Here is a 19,933-nt window from a genome sequence, read left to right as displayed (position 1 = left end):
GTGACCCTATCCACGCCGCATCGCTCCCGCTCCCTTCCGCGCCGCCTCCCCCGTCACCCCGCCCGGGCGGCCCTCGCGCACCACCCGGCCGTCCGTGCGCGGCTTGCCGTGCTCGTACGCCCCGAACGCCGCGCGGCACACCAGCAGCGCCACCGCGAACACCGGCAGCCAGGCCAGCCGGGCGGCCAGCCAGCCCGGCCCGTCGGGCACGGTGTGCAGACCGGGCAGCGGGCCGCTCAGCCGCAGCACCGTCGAGGTGACCGCCATCATCGCGGTCTGGTGCCACAGGAAGACCGTCATCGCGGAGAGGTTCACCAGCGCCACCACCGCCCAGACCGCGGGCCGCGCCAGCACCCGCCGCAGCGGACCGAGCAGCAGCAGCGCCGCCCCGCACTGGGCCAGGCCGAAGGTGACGGCGGCCAGGGTCGGCGGGTTGAGGTTGGATATCGCGGCGCCGGGCACCCCGACCATGGCCGCCGGATAGCCGCCGAACAGGACGAGACCGGCCGTGACCACCCCTCCCCCGATCAGGAGCACCCAGCCGGTCGTGCGCCCCCGCAGCCCGCCGCGCGCCCATGCCGCGCCCAGGCAGTACGGGACCAGCCAGCCCGCCGCCAGATTGATCCAGCCGACCCAGGCGGGCCCGCCGAAGCCGAACCGGAACAGGTCGACGTGGAGGACCACGGCGAGCGGCCACAGCGGATGCAGCCGGGCCACCAGCGGGGTCGCCGCCGTGAGCGCCGCGATGACCAGCAGGAACCACAGCGGTGACAGCACCAGTTTGAGCAGGGTGTGCAGGGTCGTCAGGCCCACCCCGGAGGCCAGCATCGCCCCCGCCGCCAGGGTCCACACCACCAGCACCGCGGCGACCGGCCGGAACAGCCGGGTCATCCGGGCGCCCAGCCACTGCCGGTACGGCACGCCCCGGGCGCGGGCGGAGGCATGACTGCGCGCGCTCATCTGCCCTCCCACCAGGAAGAAGACCGCGAGGGTCTGCAACGCCCAGGTGAGCGGGGCGAGATGGGGCTGGTACAGCAGCGGACTGGCGGCCCGCACCGTGCCGCTGTCGGCGACGAGGGCGGTCACCAGCCAGTGGCCGAGCACCACGCCGAGGATGGCGAACGCGCGCAGCGCGTCCACGGCGCGGTCGCGCTCGGGCGCTGTGGCGGCGTCGATGCGCCGGATCAGCTCACGCATGCCCGTCCCCCACGATCCGGGCCAGGCTCCGCAGGCTTACGGAACCGGGCTTGAGGTAGTCGCTGTGGCCGCCGTCGCCCGCGTCGAAGCTCCGGGCGCCGAACCCCTTCGCCACGGGATCGGCCCCCAGCCCGACGGTGGTGACCAGCAGCGGAATCCGCACATGCGGAACGTCGGCTATCCAGTCGTGCGCGCCCCGGCCCGCCCAGACGGCGGCCCGGGTGTGCAACTGGCCGACGCTGTCGGCACCGGCGCCGGGGCTGCCGAACAGGACGATGTCCGCGACCGCCAGCCCGGACGCGGCCCGGGCGCAGACCAGCGAGCCGTAGGAGTGGCAGAGCAGCGATATCCGGGCGCGGGGCGCAGCGGTGCTCAACTCCCTGGTGAAGGAGGCGAGCCGGGGCGCCGCCCGGTCGGCCCGCCCCGCCGTCAGCACCTCGGGGCTCACGGTGCCCGGCGTCTCGTACCCGAGCCAGGCGACGACGGCGCCCTGCCGCCCCAACTGGTGCCTCAGGGCGACGGCCCCGGCGCGCAGGCGCCCGTACCGCTCCAGGCTGGTGTCCGATCCCGGCACCAGGACGGCGACCCGCGCGGCGCGCGACAGATCCCCGAAGACCTCGGCGGAACGGCCCCCGTCCCGCCCGTCGAAGGAGAGGAAGTGCCGGGACCGGGCCGCCATGCCCCGCAGCGCGGCGGCCCGCCGCCGGTCCCCGTGCCCGGCGGCCATCCGCTCGGCGGCCCGTATGTCCGCGCGGCGGGCCGCGTACCGCGCGTCGAGGTCGGCGGGCGTCGCGGCGGTCAGCGGAGGGAGCGCCGACGGCGCGGGCGCCGGCACCGCCGCGGGCCGCGCGGCTCCCGCCACCGGCACGGCCACCGAGGCGGCGACGAGCATGCCGAGCAGAGTGCGGCGCAGGCGGCCGCGCACACGAGATGCCATCCCTGTCCCCTTCCGTGCCGGATGTCGTACATAGGGGAAGGTAGGGAGCAGGCTGGGTAGTTGGCGTCACTCCACGGGGTGCACTCGCCACGTAGCCCTCAGGTACTACGGGTACGACGTGGGGGGCCTGCGACGATCAGCCCATGGCTGAAATCACCTTGATGTCCGACCCGAGGGTCGCGGCCGTGCCGGTCAGCGAGTGCGGGGAGCCGCTGACGGACGTACGCCACCCCCCGCGGCTGCTGGTCGACGGCCGGGCGGCGGACCCCGCCGGGGCCTACGCCTACCTGCGGCAGGGTCTGCTGGAGCGGCTGCTGGCGGCGCAGTCGGCGCTGCCGCCGGGGCTGCGGCTGCTGTTCATCGAGGGCTACCGGCCGCCGGAGCTCCAGCGGCACTACTTCGAGCGGTACTCCGCCCGGCTGCGCGCCGCGCACCCCGCCTGGTCCGAAGCGGAGATCCGGGCGGCGGCGAGCCGCTACGTGTCACCGCCCGAACTCGCCCCGCACAGCGCCGGTGCCGCCGTCGACCTCACCCTCGCCGACGCGGACGGGCGCGAGCTGGACCTGGGCACGCCCTGGGACGCGACCCCGGAGGAGAGCGCACGCGCCTGCTACACGGAGGCGGCGAACATCCCCGCCGAGGCCCGCGCCCGCCGGGATGCCCTGGGCGCGGCGCTGACCTCGGCCGGACTGGTGAACTACCCGACCGAGTGGTGGCACTGGTCGTACGGGGACCGCTACTGGGCCCTCCACACCGGCGCCCCGGCGGCGCTGTACGGCCCGCGGGACCTCGCCGAGTCGCTCAAGGAGACGCCCTGACCGGTACGGCAGCCCGGACTCCGCGACACCGCCCCGGCCGCCGGCAGGGGAGGAGGCGGCGGCCGGGGCGGCACGGCGAGCGCGATGACCCCGAGGGGTCAGCTGGGGTCGGTGACACCTCCGGAGTCCAGTTCGGCGGCGTCGGCGGTGTACGTACGCCGGTAGAGGTGGTTGTCGCGGCCGCGGATGAACAACTCGATGTTGCCCTTCTTGCGACAGACCGCGGCGGGGTTGTCGTCAGTGCCGGAGATGCCCAGGTCGAGCCAGGCGCTCCAGGTCAGGCCGTTCCAGAAGCGGTGCAGGATCTGGTGGTCCTGCCCCTTGGCGAAGACGTCCAGCCGGTCCGGGCCCCAGGTGCAGACGGCCGGGCCGGAGAGGAAGCCGGTGCCGATGTCCCGCCAGGTGGACCAGGTGCTGCCGTTGAGCACCCGGTGCCACAGGGTGTTGCTGGCTGCGCCACGCGCGACGAGGTCGACCCGGCCGGTGCCCCAGGACGCGGCACCGACCGTGCCCTGGAGGGTGCCGCCGATGTTGTTGAACGGCCCCCACCCGGTGTCCGGCGGGGCGGTCGCGTGCAGGACCTGGTTGGTCTCGTTCAGCCCGAACAGATCGATCCGGCCTTCCCGCGCCGACGCCCCGGCGAGCCCGCTCCAGATCTTGGTGGACTCGTTGGTGGCCGACCAGCCGCCCTCCCAGCCGGAGCCGTCGATGTAGGTCCTGCGGTACGCCGACTGCCCGTTGCCCACGCCGTAGACGGTGTGGCGATCGGGCCGGTAGGCGATGATCGCCGGGTCGTAGGCGAACGGACCGCCCAGGTCGCTCCAGTCGTCCCAGCCGCCGGACTCGGTCCACGACCGGTAGGCGATCTTGTTGGTGGTGTTGCGGGCGACCACGGTGATGCGTTCGGTCGCCCGGGACGCCGCGCTCGGCGCCGAGAGGATCGCCCCGCCGACGTCCTCCCAGTCGGTCCAACTCCCCATGAAGAGCCTCCGTTCACCTGATCCGGCTGATCAGGCCATTGGAGCGGCAGCGGCTCGAAGGCGCCTGGAAGACGACACCAGTACGCCCGCTATGCGCTCAGGCGGAGGCGCTGAGGCGTACGCGCTCAGGCGGTGCGCGAGGCGGCGACCTGGCGGGCCATGATCGTCGTCAGTTCGTACGCCGTGTGGGAGGCCGCCACCGCGGTGATCTCCGCGTGGTCGTACGCCGGGGCGACCTCGACCACATCGGCGGAGACCAGGTGGCAGCCCGCCAGGCCGCGCACGATCTCCAGCAGCTCGCGGGAGGTCAGGCCGCCCGCCTCGGGGGTGCCGGTGCCGGGGGCGTGGGCCGGGTCCAGGACGTCGATGTCGATGGAGATGTAGAGCGGGCGGTCGCCGATGCGCTGCCGCAGCTGGTCGGTGATCTCGTCCACGCCGCGCCGCATGACATCGGCGGAGGTGACGATGCCGAAGCCCATCTTCGCGTCGTCGTCCAGGTCCTGCTTGCCGTACAGCGGGCCGCGGGTGCCGACGTGGGAGAGGGCGGCGGTGTCGAGGATGCCCTCCTCGACGGCGCGCCGGAAGGGCGTGCCGTGGGTGTACTCGGCGCCGAAGTACGTGTCCCAGGTGTCCAGGTGCGCGTCGAAGTGCAGCAGGGCGACCGGGCCGTGTTTGCGGGCGACGGACCGCAGCAGCGGGAGGGCGATGGTGTGGTCGCCGCCGAGGGTCATGAGCCGGGAGCCGCTGTCGAGGAGGTCGTCGGCGGCGGCCTGGACCGTCTCCACCGCCTCGTTGATGTTGAACGGGTTCGCGGCGATGTCCCCGGCGTCGGCGACCTGGGCGAGGGCGAAGGGGGCGGCGTCCTGCGCCGGGTTGTACGGGCGCAGCAGGCGGGACGCCTCGCGGATGGCGTTGCCGCCGAAGCGGGCGCCGGGGCGGTAGGAGACGCCTGTGTCGAAGGGCACACCGACCACGGCGACGTCCGCGGTGCCACCGACCTCGTCGACGCGCGGCAACCGCGCGAAGGTGGCGGGACCGGCGTAGCGCGGGACGCGGGACGAGTCGACGGGGCCGACGGGGGGTGCGGTGGGCTCACGGTCGCTTGCGGTCATGGCTCCGAGCGTAGGCAGAGCGGCCGTTCCACCACATGTACGTTCCCCAGTACCAAGCCCGGGCGATTTGGACACCGCGTCCATTGCCGGGTGACCGGTGTCTCTCCCCGTCCGGGCGCTCACGTGTTAGGGTCGTGATAGTTGCAGTTTTGGTACCCATGAACGTTATGTGCGCCTGACGGGATGTAGCCTCAGGCGCATTTTTGTTTTAACCGGTCATTTCCGGATGGGGTCAATGCGGCGACGCGGATTCCGCGCAGTGTGGAATCCGGTTCGGCCCCCATTGAAGGAGAATGACATGGCCACCGGCACCGTGAAGTGGTTCAACGCGGAAAAGGGCTACGGCTTCATCGAGCAGGACGGCGGCGGCGCCGACGTCTTCGCCCACTACTCGAACATCGCCACCCAGGGCTTCCGTGAGCTCCAGGAAGGCCAGAAGGTGACGTTCGACGTCACGCAGGGCCAGAAGGGCCCGCAGGCCGAGAACATCGTTCCCGCCTGACTCAGCGCATACCGCGAGCCGGGGCCCGCACCTGAAGAGGTGCGGGCCCCGGCTCGTGCCCGCTTTCCGCGGGCCCGTCCCCGCCCGTTCCAGGAAGGCCGCATGAGCCGTTACGCCCGCTCGTCCCGTAAGCCCCGGTCACACTCCCGCTCCCCCGTTCGTACCAGCCGTCCCTCCGACGGCGGCAACGAATTCGCCCTGCTGCGCGGCACCACCCCCGTGCTGCCCGCCGTCGCCGCGTTCGCCGAGCTGGACCTGCCGGACGGCCTCGCCGCGGAGCTGGCGCTCCAGGGCATCACGGTGCCGTTCCCGATCCAGGCGGCCACCCTCCCCAGCGCCCTCACCGGCCGCGACGTCCTCGGGCGCGCGCAGACCGGCTCCGGCAAGACCCTGGCCTTCGGCCTCGCGCTGCTGGCCCGCCTCGCCGGGCAGCGCGCCGAGCCCCGCCGTCCGCTCGCCCTGGTCCTGGTGCCGACGCGGGAGCTGGCCCAGCAGGTCTCCGACGCGCTCGCGCCCTACGCCCGCCGGCTGCGGCTGCGCCCGGCCACCGTGGTGGGCGGCATGTCGATCAACCGGCAGGCCCATGCCCTGCGCGACGGCGCCGAGGTGGTCATCGCGACACCGGGTCGCCTCCACGACCTGATCGAACGCGGCGACTGCCGACTGGACCAGGTGGGCATCACCGTTCTCGACGAGGCCGACCAGATGGCCGACATGGGGTTCCTCCCCCAGGTCACGCGGCTGCTGCGGCAGGTGCCCGCCGACGGTCAGCGGCTGCTGTTCTCCGCGACCCTCGACAACCAGATCAGCCGCCTGGTGCGCGAGTTCCTCACCGACCCGGCGCTGCACTCGGTCGATGCCCCGGCGGGCGCGGTCACCACGATGGAGCACCATGTGCTGCACATCGCGGACACCGACAAGCGCTCCGTCGCCACCCGGGTCGCCGCGCGGGACGGCCGCGTGATCATGTTCCTGGACACCAAGCACGCCGTCGACCGGCTGACCCGTCATCTGCTGGCCAACGGCGTACGGGCGGCGGCGCTGCACGGCGGCAAATCCCAGCCGCAGCGCACCAAGACCCTGGAGCGCTTCAAGACGGGCGACGTCACCGCGCTCGTGGCCACGAACGTCGCGGCCCGCGGCATCCACGTCGACGACCTCGACCTGGTCGTCAACGTGGATCCGCCCTCGGACCACAAGGACTATCTGCACCGTGGCGGGCGCACCGCCCGCGCGGGCGGCTCCGGCAGCGTCGTCACGCTCGTCCTGCCCGACCAGCGCCGGGAGATGACCCGGCTGATGACCGCCGCGGGCATCACCCCGAACACGACCCAGGTGCACTCGACCGACTCCGAGCTGTCCCGTATCACCGGAGCCCAGGAGCCGTCGGGCGTCCCGGTGACGATCAGCGCCCCGGCCCAGCGGCAGGCCCCCGGTCCCCGGCAGGCGCGCCGCGGCGGCGGTGGCGGCGGCAGCGGTGGCGGCGGCGGGCGTTCAGGCCGTGCGTCCGGCGGCGGGACCGGGCGCGGCGGCGGCGGGTCCGGCCGGGGCACCGGCGGCGGGTCCGGGCGCGGCTCCGGCGGCGGGTCCGGCCGGGGCACCGGCGGCGCGACGGGACGCGGCACCGGTGGCGGCTCGGGACGCGGCTCCGGCGGCGGGGGCGGGCGCAGTCGCCGTCCCAGCCGGTAGGGGCGGTCCGGACCGCCCTGGACGGGGGCTCCCCGGGCGCCCCGGCTCGCCATGCCCACGCCACGTCCGCAGGCGAGTAATGCGCCCCATTTCCCGGACGCAGGGGCGACAATGGGCCACATGCCGATACCCAGTACCGTGCCCAGCCGCGCCGAACTGATCGACCATCTCGTCCGTACGCGCATCGCGGGTGACGTCGCCACCCCACGCGAGAACAACCTCTCCCACTACCGCAAGCTCGCGAACGGCGACCGCCACTACTGGCTGGGGCTGGAACTGGGCGACCGCTGGGTGGACGAGCAGGACGTGCTGGCCGTCATGGCGGAGCGGTGCGGGGTGATCGACGACCCGGAGCACCGCACCGGGCAGGACACGATCGACCCGGAGCTGACGGTCGGCGCGCTGGACCGGATGGCGTCGGTGCTGCGGAAGGCGGCCGAGGCGCAGCAGCGGGTGCTGTTCGCCACGGGGCACCCGGGCGGGCTGCTGGAGGTGCACAGCGCCACGGCGTCGGCACTGCACGCGGCGGGGTGCGAGATCGTCGAGATCCCGGGCGGGCTGCACGCGGACGAGGGGTACGTCTTCCAGTTCTGCGACGTGGCCATGCTGGAGCGCGGCGCCACGCTGTGGCACACCCACTCCCCCGCCCCCATGGCGGCCGTCCTGGACGGCCTGGCCCGGGAGGGGCGGCCGCTGCCGGACCTGGTGGTCGCCGACCACGGCTGGGCGGGGTGCGCGGGGCAGCGCGGCATCGACGCGGTGGGGTACGCGGACTGCAACGACCCGGCGCTGTTCCTCGGTGAGGCGGAAGGGACGCTCCAGGCGGTGGTCCCGCTGGACGACCACGTCACCAATCCGCGGTTCTACGCGCCGATGACGGCCTATCTGCTGGACGCGGCGGGGCTGACGGCCCAGTTCTGACGCGCGCCGCCCGGGACGCGCGTCAGACCGGCCGCACACCGCGGGGGACGCGCGTCACCCCTCCCAGGGGTCACTTCTTCGGGCGCGGGCGCGGGACCCGCATGACCCCTTCCTGGATCACCGAGACGGCCAGCCGCCCGTCGGCGGTGAAGATGCGGCCCTTGGCGAGGCCGCGGCCACCGGACGAGGACGGGCTCTCCTGGTCGTACAGCAGCCAGTCGTCCACCCGGAACGGCCGGTGGAACCACATGGCGTGGTCGAGGCTGGCGCCGACGATGTCCCCGACCGCCCAGCCGCCGCGGCCGTGGGCGAGGAGCACCGAGTCCAGCAGCGTCATGTCGGACACATAGGTGGCCAGGCAGACGTGCAGCAGCGGATCGTCGGCGACGCCGTCCAGTTTGCCGTCGGTCCGGAACCAAACCTGCGACTTCGGCTCGCGGGGCTGTCCGACGCTGCCGTACGGCGGAGCGTCCACGTACCGCAGGTCGACGGCGGCCCGCGCCTGGAGCATCCGGTCGACCACCCCCGGCCCGGCGAGCAGGTGCTCGTACCGGGGCAGCAGCTCCTCGGCGGTGGGCAGCGAGAGCGGATCCGGTACGTCCGGCATCGGCTCCTGGTGCTCAAGACCCTCCTCGTGCAGCTGGAAGGAGGCGGACAGGTGGAAGATCGGCTGCCCGTGCTGGACGGCGACGACGCGGCGCGTCGTGAAGGAGAAGCCGTCGCGGATCCGGTCGACCGTGTAGACGATCGGCGCCCCGGGGTCGCCGGGCCGCAGGAAGTACGCGTGCAGCGAGTGCGGGGGACGGTCCTCCGGGACCGTGCGGCCCGCGGCGACCAGGGCCTGGGCGGCCACCTGGCCGCCGAAGACCCGCGGCACGAGGGGTGCGGCATCGCTGGTGCCGCGGAACATGTCCTCTTCGATCCGCTCCAGGTCGAGCAGGTCGAGCAGGCTCTGTAGTGCGTCATTCATGGTTCAAGCAGTCTTGCAGACCCGTGTTGCGGCACCGTTGCCGACGAGCGTGCTCATGACGACCGTCACAGCCCCATCGACTTGGCGACGATGGACCGCATGACCTCGCTGGTCCCGCCGTAGATGCGGGTGACGCGGGTGTCCGCGTACAGCCGGGCGATGGGGTACTCCATCATGTAGCCGTAACCGCCGTGCAGCTGGAGGCACTTGTCGATGACGACGGCCGCGCGCTCGGTGGTGAACAGCTTCGCCGAGGCTGCGTCGGCGGCGGTCAGCTCACCGGCGTCGTGCGCGTCCAGGGCCCGGTCGACGACCGCCTGCATCGCGTCCACCTCGGCCTTGCAGTCGGCCAGCGTGAACTTGGTGTTCTGGAAGGACGCCACGCTCTTGCCGAAGACCTCGCGGTCCTGGACGTACGCCTTGGCGAACTCGACGGCCGCGGCGGACTGCGCGTACGCGCTCACGGCGATGCCCAGGCGCTCCTGCGGCAGGTTGTGCGCGAGGTAGCCGAACGCCTTGCCCTCCTCGCCCAGCAGGTCCTCCACGGGCACCTTGACGTCGGTGAACGACAGCTCGGCGGTGTCGGACGTCTTCAGCCCCAGCTTCTCCAGCTTGCGGCCGACCGCGTAGCCCTCGCTCGTGGTGTCCACGACGAGGATGGATATGCCCCCGCGGCGGTCCTCGGGGGTGGCGGGCGCGGTGCGGGCGCAGACCAGGACGCGGTCGGCGAGCACACCGCCGGTGATGAAGGTCTTGGCGCCGTTGAGCACGTAGTGCGTGCCGTCCTCGGACAGCTTGGCGGTGGTCTTCATGCCCGCCAGGTCCGAGCCGGTGCCCGGCTCGGTCATGGCGATGGCGGTCATCAGGTCGCCCGAGACGAACGAGGGCAGCCAGCGCTGCTTCTGCTCCTCGTTGGCGTACTTGAGGATGTACGGGAGGCAGAGCGCGGTGTGGACGCTGCTGCCGCCGAAGCTCACCCCGGCGCGGGCGCACTCCTCGGTGATGACCGCGTTGAACTTGAAGCTGGTCTCGCCCGCGCCGCCGTACTCCTCGGGGACCTCGATGCCGAAGATGCCCAGCTCGCCGAGCTTCTTGTAGAAGTCGCGCGGAGCCTGACCGGCCTCCCGCCACTCCTCGTAGTACGGGACGACCTCGGCGGCGATGAAGTCGCGGATGGTCTCCCGGAATGCCTCGTGGTCCTCGTTGAACACCGTGCGACGCATCTCTGCGGCCTCCCTCTGGCTAAGCGCTTGCTCAGCCGAAGTTACCGCCCGGTTAGCGAGCGTGTCCAGCCTTTGAAGGCGCGGTTCGCCTCCGGGGTGCCTCGGCCGGCGCCGACGGTCGACCGTGCTCGGCCACTCGTGCCTCGCGGCCTGCGCGCTCTCCCTTTCGACACCGGCGCACCCCTTCGGCTCACTCGCGGACGCCGTCCGCATCACGGGCCGCGCCGAACGCGCCCAGGGCCAGGCGGTGCAGCAGGGCGGCGGTGGCCTCGCGGCCGGGGAGGGCGCCGGGGCGGCCCAGGTGCGGAGTGGAGTTGAGCAGCCCGAACACGGCGTGGACGCAGGCCCGGGCGTCGGCCTCGGCGAGCCCCGGATAGACCTGCCGCACGACCTCGACCCACAGCTCCACGTACTGCCGCTGGAGCGAGCGCACCAGCTTGCGGTCGGTGTCCCGGAGCCGGTCCAGCTCACGGTCGTGAAGGATGATCAGCGGGCGGTCGTCCAGGGCGAAGTCGATGTGGCCCTCGATGAGCGAGTCCAGCAGCGCCGCCGGGGCGTCCCCGGCCTCCGTCGCCTCCGCGGTGCGCCGCTTGCCGCCCGTCAGCAGCCGGCCGCTGATGCCGACCAGCAGCTCGGCCAGCATCGCCTCCTTCCCGGCGAAGTGCCGGTAGAGGCCGGGGCCGCTGATGCCGACCGCCGCGCCTATCTCGTCGACGCCGACGCCGTGGAAACCGCGCTCGGCGAACAGCCGGGCCGCCTCCTTGAGGATCTGTTCGCGGCGGGTCGGTGCAGGGGCTTGCGTGCTCATGGAAGCAATTCTAGACAGCGCGGTTAGTGGTCGTTAACCTGGTGGGTGTCGAGTTAACGACCACTAACCACGACGGCGAGGCGAGGGGGCCCGTAGCGATGGAGCAGGCACCGGTGCTGCGAAGCGGCGCCGACCCGGGGTCCGACGCCTGGCAGGCCAACGAGGCCGCGCACCGCGAGCTGGCCGCGCGGCTTCGCGAGAAGCTCGCCGCGGCCCGGCTGGGCGGCGGCGAGAAGGCGCGGGCGCGGCACACCGCGCGCGGCAAGCTGCTGCCGCGCGACCGGGTGGACACCCTGCTGGACCCGGGCTCGCCGTTCCTGGAGCTGGCGCCGCTCGCCGCCGACGGGCTGTACGAGGGCCAGGCCCCGGCGGCTGGGGTGATCGCCGGGATCGGGCGGGTCGCGGGCCGTGAGGTGGTCGTCATCGCCAATGACGCCACGGTCAAGGGCGGCACGTACTACCCGATGACGGTGAAGAAGCATCTGCGCGCCCAGGAGGTCGCGCTGGAGAACCGGCTGCCGTGCGTCTATCTGGTCGACTCCGGCGGCGCCTTCCTCCCCATGCAGGACGAGGTCTTCCCGGACCGCGACCACTTCGGGCGGATCTTCTACCACCAGGCGCGGATGTCCGGCGCCGGGATCCCGCAGGTCGCGGCGGTGCTCGGCTCCTGCACGGCGGGCGGGGCCTATGTCCCGGCGATGAGCGACGAGGCCGTCATCGTGCGCGGCCAGGGCACGATCTTCCTGGGCGGGCCGCCGCTGGTGAAGGCGGCCACCGGCGAGGTCGTCACCGCGGAGGAGCTGGGCGGCGGCGAGGTCCACTCCCGGGTCTCGGGCGTCACCGACCACCTCGCGGAGGACGACGCCCACGCGCTGCGCATCGTCCGTACGATCGTCTCCACCCTGCCGCCCTCCCCCACCCAGCAGGGCGCCCCGCCCTGGCCGCTCACGCCCTCCGAGGAGCCCGCGGTCGACCCCGCGGGGATGTACGGGGCGGTCCCGGTCGACTCGCGCACGCCGTACGACGTGCGCGAGGTGATCGCCCGGGTGGTGGACGGCTCGCGGTTCGCCGAGTTCAAGGCCGAGTTCGGGACGACGCTGGTCACCGGATTCGCCCGGATCATGGGCCACCCGGTGGGCATCGTCGCCAACAACGGCATCCTGTTCTCCGAATCGGCCCAGAAGGGCGCCCACTTCATCGAGCTGTGCGATCAGCGCGGCATCCCGCTGATCTTCCTCCAGAACATCTCGGGCTTCATGGTCGGCCGCAGCTATGAGGCGGGCGGCATCGCCAAGCACGGAGCCAAGATGGTCACCGCCGTCGCCTGCACCCGCGTCCCCAAGCTGACGGTCGTCATCGGCGGCTCCTACGGCGCGGGCAACTACTCCATGTGCGGCCGGGCGTATTCGCCGCGCTTCCTGTGGATGTGGCCCAACGCCAAGATCTCGGTGATGGGCGGCGAGCAGGCCGCCTCCGTCCTCGCGACCGTCAAGCGCGACCAGCTGGAGGCGCGCGGCGAGAAGTGGAGCACGGAGGACGAGGAGGCGTTCCGGGCGCCGGTCCGCGAGCAGTACGAGACCCAGGGCAGCGCGTACTACGCCACGGCGCGGCTGTGGGACGACGGGGTGATCGACCCGCTCGAGACCCGTATGGTGCTCGGCCTCGCCCTCACCGCGTGCGCGAGCGCCCCGCTGCCCGACCGGGCGCCCAAGGAACCCGCGGCGCCCGGCTACGGCGTCTTCCGGATGTGAGGGGATGCACCCGATGAGTGCGGCGCATGCGATGTTCGACACGGTCCTGGTGGCCAACCGCGGGGAGATCGCGGTCCGCGTCATCCGCACCCTGCGGCGGCTCGGCGTCCGCTCGGTCGCCGTGTACAGCGACGCCGACGCGGACGCCCGCCACGTCCGGGAGGCGGACACGGCCGTGCGGATCGGCCCGGCGGCCGCCGCCGAGAGCTATCTGTCGATCGAGCGGCTACTGGACGCGGCCGCCCGCACCGGCGCCCAGGCCGTCCACCCGGGCTACGGATTCCTCGCGGAGAACGCGGCGTTCGCCCGCGCCTGTTCCGACGCCGGGCTCGCCTTCATCGGCCCGCCCGCCGGTGCCATCGAGCTGATGGGAGACAAGATCCGCGCCAAGGAGACCGTGCGCGCGGCCGGGGTGCCCGTGGTGCCGGGCTCCTCCGGCAGCGGACTCACGGATGCCCAGCTCATCGACGCCGCCCGGAAGATCGGCACCCCCGTGCTGCTCAAGCCGTCCGCGGGCGGCGGCGGCAAGGGCATGCGACTGGTGCGGGACGAGGCGCTGCTCGCCGACGAGATCGCGGCCGCCCGGCGCGAGGCGCGCGGCGCGTTCGGCGATGACACGCTGCTCGTCGAGCGCTGGATCGACCGGCCGCGCCATATCGAGATCCAGGTGCTGGCGGACGTCCACGGCCAGGTGATCCACCTCGGCGAGCGCGAGTGCTCGCTCCAGCGCCGCCATCAGAAGATCATCGAGGAGGCGCCCAGCCCGCTGCTGGACGAGGCCACCCGGGCGCTGATGGGCGAGGCCGCGGTGCAGGCGGCGCGGTCGTGCGGCTACGTGGGCGCGGGCACGGTGGAGTTCATCGTGCCGGGCGCCGACCCGTCCGCGTACTGCTTCATGGAGATGAACACCCGCCTCCAGGTCGAGCACCCCGTCACCGAGCTGGCGGTGTCCATCCAGGGAAGTGGCGGGCTCGATCTGGTGGAGTGGCAGCTGCGGGTCGCCGCGGGCGAACCACTGCCCTGCGGGCAGGACGCCATCACCTTCGGCGGCCATGCGGTGGAGGCCCGTATCTGCGCCGAGACCGCCCGCGTGGCGGGCGACGGCCGGGTGGACTTCCTCCCGTCGGCCGGACCGGTGCTCGCCCTGGACGAGCCCGCGGGCGAGGGGGTGCGCGTCGACTCCGGGCTGAGCGCGGGCGCGGAGGTCGGCACGGTGTACGACCCGATGCTCGCCAAGGTCATCGCCCACGGCCCGGACCGCCCCACGGCGCTGCGCCGGCTGCGGGCGGCCCTGGGCTCCCTGACCGTCCTCGGCGTGGACACCAACACGGGCTTCCTGCGCCGACTGGCCGCCCACCCGGAGGTCGCCTCGGGCGATCTGGACACCGGTCTGGTCGACCGCGTGGCGGCCTCGCTCCTCCCGTCCACGGTCCCCGACGAGGTCTACGCGGCGGCGGCGCTGCTGCGCCAGGCGGCGCTGGAGCCGCCCGCCCCGCGGGGCGATGGCGCGGGAGGCAGCGGCTCCGGTGCGGATGTCTGGGTCGATCCGTTCTCCGTGCCCACCGGGTGGCGGATCGGCGGCGAGCCCGCCTGGACGATCCACCGCCTCCGCGTCGCGGGCCACGCCCCGGTGCCGGTCCGCGTGCGCGGCCGGGCCCGGGACGCGCGGGTGCTCATCGAGCGCGCGGACGGCTCCGGCAGTGACGGCGCGGCCGCGGACACGGCGGCGCGGCTCATCCAGGTGGACAACCACACCGTGCTGCTGGACCTCGACGGGGTCACCCACCGCTTCCGGCATGTCGCCGACGGCGCGAGCCACTGGCTGGGGCGGAGCGGGGATGCCTGGCGGGTGGTGGGGCATGACCCCATTGAGGAGACGCTGCGCGGCGGGGCCGCCGCCGCGCACGCCGGGGAGCTGACGGCCCCCATGCCCGGCACCGTCACCGTCGTGAAGGCGGCCGTCGGGGACGAGGTCACCGCGGGCCAGGGCCTGCTGGTGGTCGAGGCGATGAAGATGGAGCACCTCATCTCCGCCCCGCACGACGGGACCGTCACCGAACTGGAGGTGACCCCCGGCAGCACGGTCGCCATGGACCAGCTGCTGGCGGTCGTCGCCCCGCGCGAGACCGAGGAGCGTGCGTGATGACCCTCCCCATGACCGTCCCGGCCCCGGGGCTGCCCGCCCGGGTGCGCATCCACGAGGTGGGGCCGCGGGACGGGCTGCAAAACGAGAAGGCCCTCGTGCCGGTTGCGCTGAAGGCCGAGTTCATCCGGCGGCTGGCCGACGCGGGGCTGGCCACCATCGAGGCCACCAGCTTCGTCCGCCCGGAGTGGGTGCCGCAGCTGGCCGACGCCGAGCAGCTGATGCCGCTGATCGACGATGTGCGCGCCCGGCTCCCGGTGCTGGTGCCCAACCAGCGCGGTCTGGACCGCGCGCTCGCGCTGGGCGCGCGCGAGATCGCCGTCTTCGGCAGCGCGACCGAGGCGTTCGCCAAGGCCAACCTCAACCGGACGGTGGACGAGGCGCTCGCCATGTTCGAGCCGGTCGTCACCGCGGCGCGCGAGGCGGGCGTGACCGTGCGCGGCTATCTGTCGATGTGCTTCGGCGACCCTTGGGAGGGCCCGGTCCCGATCTCGCAGACCGTCTCGGTCAGCCGCCGCCTGATCGACATGGGATGCGACGAGGTGAGCCTCGGCGACACCATCGGGGTGGCCACCCCCGGCCATGTGCAGGAGCTGCTGGCCACGCTGGGCGAGGCGGGCATTCCCGCCGACCGGCTGGCCGTCCACTTCCACGACACCTACGGCCAGGCCCTCGCCAACACCCTCGCCGCCCTCCAGTACGGCGTGACCACCGTCGACGCCTCCGCGGGCGGCCTGGGCGGGTGTCCGTACGCGAAGAGCGCCACCGGCAACCTCGCCACCGAGGACCTGGTCTGGATGCTCGACGGCCTCGGCGTCGAGACCGGGGTCGACATCCGCCGTCTCACCGCCACCAGCGTGTGGATGGCCCGGCACCTGGGCCGACCCAGCCCGTCCCGCACCGTCCGCGCCCTCTCCCAGAAGGAGATGTGAGTCATGGCGATCGACCATCGTCTCTCCCCCGAGCACGAGGAACTGCGCCGCACCGTCGAGGCGTTCGCGCACGATGTGGTGGCCCCGAAGATCGGGGAGTACTGGGAGCACCATGAGTTCCCTTACGAGATCATCCGCGAGATGGGCCGGATGGGGCTGTTCGGCCTGCCCTTCCCCGAGGAGTACGGCGGGATGGGCGGCGACTACTTCGCGCTGTGCCTGGCCCTGGAGGAGCTGGCCAGGGTCGACTCCTCCGTCGCGATCACCCTGGAGGCCGGGGTCTCGCTCGGTGCGATGCCGATCTTCCTCTACGGGACGGAGGAGCAGAAGCGCCAGTGGCTGCCCGGGCTGTGCTCCGGGGAGACCCTGGGCGCCTTCGGCCTGACCGAGCCGGGCGGCGGCTCCGACGCGGGCGCCACCCGCACCACGGCCCGGCTGGACGAGACCACCGACGAGTGGGTGATCAACGGCACCAAGTGCTTCATCACCAACTCGGGCACGGACATCACCGCCCTGGTCACCGTCACCGCGGTCACCGACCGCACCGAGGACGGCCGACCCAAGATCTCCTCGATCATCGTGCCGTCCGGCACCCCCGGTCTCAGCGTCGCGGCCCCCTACTCCAAGGTCGGCTGGAACGCCTCGGACACCCGCGAGCTGTCCTTCGCCGACTGCCGCGTCCCGGCCGCCAACCTCCTGGGCGACCTGGGCCGTGGCTACGCCCAGTTCCTCCGCATCCTCGACGAGGGCCGCATCGCCATCTCCGCCCTGGCCACCGGGCTCGCCCAGGGCTGTGTGGACGAGTCGGTGTCGTACGCCAGGACCCGCGAGGCCTTCGGCCGCCCGATCGGCGCCAACCAGGCCATCCAATTCAAGATCGCCGATATGGAGACCCGCGCCCACATGGCCCGCGTCGCCTGGCGCGACGCGGCCTCCCGCCTGGTGCTGGGCGAGCCGTTCAAGAAAGAGGCGTCGATCGCGAAGCTGTACTCATCGGAGGTCGCGGTCACCAATGCCCGCGAAGCGACTCAGATCCACGGCGGATACGGCTTCATGAACGAGTATCCGGTGGCCCGGATGTGGCGGGATTCCAAGATCCTGGAAATCGGGGAGGGGACGAGTGAGGTGCAGCGGATGCTGATCGCACGGGAACTGGGCTTCGCGAGCTGAGCCTCCCCGGGCCCCGGGCCGTCCGGCCCGAAAAGGCGAGAAAGCCCATTGTCACCCCGCACCGCGTCCGTCAGCATGGCGCAGCATGGGGAGTCAGGGGGAACGGGGGCCGCGCTCCGCGCGGAATGCCGCTGAATTCGTCGCGCTGCTGCGGGAGCTCCGGGAAAGATCGGGGCTGACCTATCGGCAGCTGGAGGAGCGTGCCGCCGAGAACGGCGATGTCCTGGCACGCAGCACCTTGTCCGATGCGTTACGCCAGGACGCCTTACCGCGTACCGAAACACTGTTGGCTTTTCTCCGCGCCTGCGGAGAGGGAGATCGCACCGGCGAATGGCTGGAGGTTTATCACGACATTGCCGCGGGCCGTACAAATGTTCGCGCGGAGAATGTCGTCGCCCCGGCGGCCGCATCGCCGGAGAGCCGCCGGGGCGTGCCGCGTGGGCGGCTGATCGGCGCGGCATTGGCGGTGCTGCTCGTCGGCGCGGGCTCGCTCGCGGTGGCGATGACGAACGACGACGAGGCGCCGAAGACCCGGGACACCGGCAAGGCCACGTCCGCCACACCGTCCGCTCCATCCCCTCCGACCACGCCCTCGCCGGGCACCTATCGCCTCCGCTCCGTCGTCTCCTCGTTGTGCCTCTCCGAACTGGAGAGCAAGGACGGGGGCTACATCTTCCAGGCCGACTGCCGTCACAGCATCCCGGCGTACGCCCTGGAGAAGTCGGGCGACGACACCGTCCGGCTCCGGTCCCTCCACCCCGTCATGGGCTACGGATGTCTCGGCGTGGGCCAGGGCAGCACCAAGGGGGGCACGCAGATGATGGACGACTACTGCGATCACCGGGGCATGGCCGAGCGGTTCCGGATCCAGCGGGTCACCCAGCCGGTGCGCGGCTACCGGATCAAGCCGGTGCACTCGGGCCAGTGCGTCTCGGTGCCCGGCGGTTCGACCCGGGAAAGGATTCCGGTGCTCCAACTGCCCTGCGCCGACGGCGACACGGGCCAGATCTTCCGGTTCGATCCGGTCCGCGCGCCGACGGCGATTCCCTCCATCACCAGCAACTGATCACTCGGTGGGCCAGGGGATCTGCGGGGAGCGGTGGTAGTCGATGCCCAGGGCGTCCCAGCGGGGCGCCTGGGCGGCGAGGCGCACCCGGTAGTCGTCCCAGTCGTGCGTGGACCGGGGCGACCAGCCCAGTTCGGCGATGCCGGGGAGGCGGGGGAAGGCCATGTAGGCGATGTGGGCACTGGTGGAGAGGGTCTCCGACCACAGCGGGGCCTCCACGCCGAGGACCGAGGACGGCGGGGCGCCGGCGATGTAGCTGCCCGGGTCCCAGTCGTAGGACTGCTTCGCCTCGACGTATCCGGCCCAGCTGAGCCCCAGCGGGGTGCTCGGGTCGTACTTCATGTCCAGGTAGGCGCGGTTGGCGGGCGAGAGGACGAGGCGGGTGCCGTTCTTGGCGGCGTCGGCGACCTCCTTCTCGCTGCCGTCGGTCCCCCAGTACTGGGCGATCGCGCCCTTCGCGGGGCGCGCGCCGGTCAGCTGGTGCCAGCCGACCACGGTCTTGCCGTACTTGGCGACGACCGGCTGGACCCGGTCCATGAAGGCCACGTAGTCGTCGTGGCTGGTGGAGTGCGCCTCGTCGCCGCCGATGTGGAGGTAGCGGCCGGGGGTGAGGGCGGCGATCTCGCGGATGACGTCGTCCACGAAGTCGTACGTCACCTCCTTGGGCACGCACAGCGAGCTGAAGCCGACCTCGGTGCCGGTGTAGAGGGGCGGGGCGACGCCGTCGCAGTTGAGGTCGGCGTAGGAGGCGAGGGCCGCGTTGGTGTGGCCGGGCATGTCGATCTCGGGGACGACGGTGAGGTGGCGTTGCGCCGCGTACCGCACGATCTCCCGGTAGTCGGCCTTGGTGTAGAAGCCGCCGCGCCCGCCGCCGACCTGGGTGGAGCCGCCGTACGTCGCCAGCCGGGGCCAGGAGTCGATGGCGATCCGCCAGCCCTGGTCGTCGGAGAGGTGGAGATGCAGTTTGTTGATCTTGTAGAGGGCGAGCTGGTCGACGTACGCCTTGACCTGGTCGACGGTGAAGAAGTGCCGGGAGACGTCGAGCATCGCGCCCCGCCAGGCGTAGCGCGGCACATCGGTGATGGTGCCGCCGGAGATCCGCCAGGGGCCGGGCTGCCGGGTGGCGCGTTCGACGGACGCGGGCAGCAGCTGCCGCAGCGTCTGGATGCCGTGGAAGAGCCCGGCGGAGGTGCGGGCGCTGATGGTGACGGCGCGCCGGGTCACCACCAGCCGGTAGCCCTCCGCGCCGAGCCCCTTCGCGCCGGTCCCCTTCACGCCCGGCCGTTTGGCGTCCCGCACGATCCGCAGCCGGATACCGTCCCCGCCGCCGCGCGCGGTGACGGGCAGCCGGTAGCCGGTGGCGGGGCGTAGCACGCCCGCCAGATAGTCGCCCGCGCTGCGCGCGGCGCGGGAGCCGGGCTCCACCCGGATCGGGGTCGTCGGGCGGATCGTGTACGGGCTCTTGCCGGGCCGTACGGAGGCGGGCGCGGGCACGACCCGGTCCAGCGGCACCGGCGCGGCCGCGGCGGCGCCGGCCCCGGAGGCGGCGGCGGAGGGCGGCGAGGCCGTGGCGGCGGTTCCCGCCCCCGCCGCCACGGTCAGCAGGAGGGAGCACAGCAGTCGAGCACGGCGTCGTCTCACAGGGGTTCCCTTCAACGAAGCGTCGCATCGCGGTTACCGCGACATCTTGCGTACCGCGGCGCCCAGTTGGGGT

17 protein-coding genes and 1 pseudogene are annotated in these 19,933 nt (G+C 72.8%); 10 read left to right on the top strand and 8 right to left on the bottom strand.

Annotated features, from left to right (window positions below; genetic code table 11):
- Positions 1-6: 6 nt before the first annotated feature.
- Entirely contained in the window at positions 7-1,197 is a 1,191-nt protein-coding gene (locus tag LCH29_RS15495) for an acyltransferase family protein (RefSeq protein WP_446462314.1), read from the bottom strand.
- A complete protein-coding gene (locus tag LCH29_RS15490; protein WP_446462313.1) occupies positions 1,190-2,134 on the bottom strand; it encodes an alpha/beta hydrolase in 945 nt (314 codons plus the stop codon). Before LCH29_RS15490 ends, LCH29_RS15495 begins: the two co-directional genes overlap by 8 nt.
- Before the next feature lie 143 nt (positions 2,135-2,277).
- Here LCH29_RS15490 and LCH29_RS15485 point away from each other — a divergent pair, with 143 nt between their 5' ends.
- Complete coding sequence (locus LCH29_RS15485; RefSeq protein WP_446462312.1) at positions 2,278-2,952, top strand: M15 family metallopeptidase; 675 nt, start codon at positions 2,278-2,280, stop codon at positions 2,950-2,952.
- A 98-nt stretch (positions 2,953-3,050) separates the two neighbouring features.
- Here the strand turns inward: LCH29_RS15485 and LCH29_RS15480 are convergent, their stop codons facing one another.
- Both LCH29_RS15480 and speB read right to left on the bottom strand, forming a co-directional pair.
- Positions 3,051-3,932: a hypothetical protein gene (locus LCH29_RS15480; RefSeq protein ID WP_446462311.1), complete on the bottom strand. Its 882-nt coding sequence runs from the start codon at positions 3,930-3,932 to the stop codon at positions 3,051-3,053.
- A gap of 125 nt (positions 3,933-4,057) precedes the next feature.
- Positions 4,058-5,044, bottom strand: coding sequence for an agmatinase (gene speB / locus LCH29_RS15475; protein ID WP_446462310.1), 987 nt, complete (start codon positions 5,042-5,044; stop codon positions 4,058-4,060).
- 298 nt (positions 5,045-5,342) lie between these two features.
- Here speB and LCH29_RS15470 point away from each other — a divergent pair, with 298 nt between their 5' ends.
- From LCH29_RS15470 to LCH29_RS15460, 3 genes are all read left to right on the top strand, one after another.
- Positions 5,343-5,546 (top strand): cold-shock protein, encoded by a 204-nt coding sequence (locus tag LCH29_RS15470; protein ID WP_009717734.1) that lies wholly within the window; start codon positions 5,343-5,345, stop codon positions 5,544-5,546.
- A gap of 102 nt (positions 5,547-5,648) precedes the next feature.
- Positions 5,649-7,235: a DEAD/DEAH box helicase gene (locus LCH29_RS15465; protein ID WP_446462309.1), complete on the top strand. Its 1,587-nt coding sequence runs from the start codon at positions 5,649-5,651 to the stop codon at positions 7,233-7,235.
- Positions 7,236-7,346: 111 nt separating this feature from the next.
- Positions 7,347-8,156, top strand: a complete 810-nt coding sequence (locus LCH29_RS15460) for a phosphatase (RefSeq protein WP_446462308.1) — start codon at positions 7,347-7,349, stop codon at positions 8,154-8,156.
- Between the two features lie 70 nt (positions 8,157-8,226).
- Here the strand turns inward: LCH29_RS15460 and LCH29_RS15455 are convergent, their stop codons facing one another.
- The 3 genes from LCH29_RS15455 to LCH29_RS15445 all read right to left on the bottom strand — a co-directional run bounded on the left by LCH29_RS15455 (position 8,227) and on the right by LCH29_RS15445 (position 11,157).
- Positions 8,227-9,126: an acyl-CoA thioesterase gene (locus tag LCH29_RS15455; RefSeq protein WP_446462307.1), complete on the bottom strand. Its 900-nt coding sequence runs from the start codon at positions 9,124-9,126 to the stop codon at positions 8,227-8,229.
- Positions 9,127-9,191: 65 nt separating this feature from the next.
- Positions 9,192-10,349, bottom strand: coding sequence for an acyl-CoA dehydrogenase family protein (locus tag LCH29_RS15450; protein WP_123106953.1), 1,158 nt, complete (start codon positions 10,347-10,349; stop codon positions 9,192-9,194).
- A gap of 190 nt (positions 10,350-10,539) precedes the next feature.
- Positions 10,540-11,157: an SACE_7040 family transcriptional regulator gene (locus tag LCH29_RS15445; protein WP_446462306.1), complete on the bottom strand. Its 618-nt coding sequence runs from the start codon at positions 11,155-11,157 to the stop codon at positions 10,540-10,542.
- Positions 11,158-11,255: 98 nt separating this feature from the next.
- Here LCH29_RS15445 and LCH29_RS15440 point away from each other — a divergent pair, with 98 nt between their 5' ends.
- From LCH29_RS15440 to LCH29_RS15415, 6 genes and pseudogenes are all read left to right on the top strand, one after another.
- Entirely contained in the window at positions 11,256-12,908 is a 1,653-nt protein-coding gene (locus LCH29_RS15440; RefSeq protein ID WP_446462305.1) for a carboxyl transferase domain-containing protein, read from the top strand.
- A gap of 31 nt (positions 12,909-12,939) precedes the next feature.
- A complete protein-coding gene (locus tag LCH29_RS15435) occupies positions 12,940-15,051 on the top strand; it encodes an acetyl/propionyl/methylcrotonyl-CoA carboxylase subunit alpha (protein ID WP_446462353.1) in 2,112 nt (703 codons plus the stop codon).
- Entirely contained in the window at positions 15,051-15,983 is a 933-nt protein-coding gene (locus LCH29_RS15430; protein WP_446462304.1) for a hydroxymethylglutaryl-CoA lyase, read from the top strand. Before LCH29_RS15435 ends, LCH29_RS15430 begins: the two co-directional genes overlap by 1 nt.
- Positions 15,984-15,986: 3 nt before the next feature.
- Positions 15,987-17,153 carry an acyl-CoA dehydrogenase family protein gene (locus LCH29_RS15425; protein ID WP_446462303.1) on the top strand — a complete coding sequence of 389 codons (1,167 nt, stop codon included), beginning with the start codon at positions 15,987-15,989 and terminating at the stop codon, positions 17,151-17,153.
- An 85-nt stretch (positions 17,154-17,238) separates the two neighbouring features.
- Positions 17,239-17,457: pseudogene (locus LCH29_RS15420) on the top strand (helix-turn-helix domain-containing protein); the annotation flags it as partial.
- 126 nt (positions 17,458-17,583) lie between these two features.
- The gene (locus LCH29_RS15415; RefSeq protein ID WP_446462352.1) at positions 17,584-18,219 is read left to right on the top strand and encodes an RICIN domain-containing protein; all 636 of its coding nucleotides are present in this window, start codon (positions 17,584-17,586) and stop codon (positions 18,217-18,219) included.
- Here the strand turns inward: LCH29_RS15415 and LCH29_RS15410 are convergent, their stop codons facing one another.
- A complete protein-coding gene (locus LCH29_RS15410) occupies positions 18,220-19,860 on the bottom strand; it encodes a beta-N-acetylhexosaminidase (RefSeq protein ID WP_446462302.1) in 1,641 nt (546 codons plus the stop codon). It abuts the gene before it with no gap.
- Positions 19,861-19,933 lie beyond the last annotated feature (73 nt).

The sequence above is a fragment of the Streptomyces sp. BRA346 genome, assembly GCF_052851135.1.
Note: the sequence above shows the minus strand (reverse complement) of the source record. Positions and strands in the feature narration are given on the sequence as shown.

Excerpts from the sequence above, each read along its gene's own strand:
- LCH29_RS15490 (WP_446462313.1), bottom strand. The coding sequence starts at position 2,134 with ATGGCATCTCGTGTGCGCGGCCGCCTGCGCCGCACTCTGCTCGGCATG.
- LCH29_RS15470 (WP_009717734.1), top strand. The coding sequence starts at position 5,343 with ATGGCCACCGGCACCGTGAAGTGGTTCAACGCGGAAAAGGGCTACGGC.
- LCH29_RS15435 (WP_446462353.1), top strand. The coding sequence starts at position 12,940 with ATGTTCGACACGGTCCTGGTGGCCAACCGCGGGGAGATCGCGGTCCGC.
- LCH29_RS15440 (WP_446462305.1), top strand. The coding sequence starts at position 11,256 with ATGGAGCAGGCACCGGTGCTGCGAAGCGGCGCCGACCCGGGGTCCGAC.
- LCH29_RS15485 (WP_446462312.1), top strand. The coding sequence starts at position 2,278 with ATGGCTGAAATCACCTTGATGTCCGACCCGAGGGTCGCGGCCGTGCCG.
- LCH29_RS15480 (WP_446462311.1), bottom strand. The coding sequence starts at position 3,932 with ATGGGGAGTTGGACCGACTGGGAGGACGTCGGCGGGGCGATCCTCTCG.
- LCH29_RS15430 (WP_446462304.1), top strand. The coding sequence starts at position 15,051 with ATGACCCTCCCCATGACCGTCCCGGCCCCGGGGCTGCCCGCCCGGGTG.
- speB (WP_446462310.1), bottom strand. The coding sequence starts at position 5,044 with ATGACCGCAAGCGACCGTGAGCCCACCGCACCCCCCGTCGGCCCCGTC.
- LCH29_RS15450 (WP_123106953.1), bottom strand. The coding sequence starts at position 10,349 with ATGCGTCGCACGGTGTTCAACGAGGACCACGAGGCATTCCGGGAGACC.
- LCH29_RS15455 (WP_446462307.1), bottom strand. The coding sequence starts at position 9,126 with ATGAATGACGCACTACAGAGCCTGCTCGACCTGCTCGACCTGGAGCGG.
- LCH29_RS15425 (WP_446462303.1), top strand. The coding sequence starts at position 15,987 with ATGGCGATCGACCATCGTCTCTCCCCCGAGCACGAGGAACTGCGCCGC.
- LCH29_RS15495 (WP_446462314.1), bottom strand. The coding sequence starts at position 1,197 with ATGCGTGAGCTGATCCGGCGCATCGACGCCGCCACAGCGCCCGAGCGC.
- LCH29_RS15460 (WP_446462308.1), top strand. The coding sequence starts at position 7,347 with ATGGGCCACATGCCGATACCCAGTACCGTGCCCAGCCGCGCCGAACTG.
- LCH29_RS15465 (WP_446462309.1), top strand. The coding sequence starts at position 5,649 with ATGAGCCGTTACGCCCGCTCGTCCCGTAAGCCCCGGTCACACTCCCGC.
- LCH29_RS15445 (WP_446462306.1), bottom strand. The coding sequence starts at position 11,157 with ATGAGCACGCAAGCCCCTGCACCGACCCGCCGCGAACAGATCCTCAAG.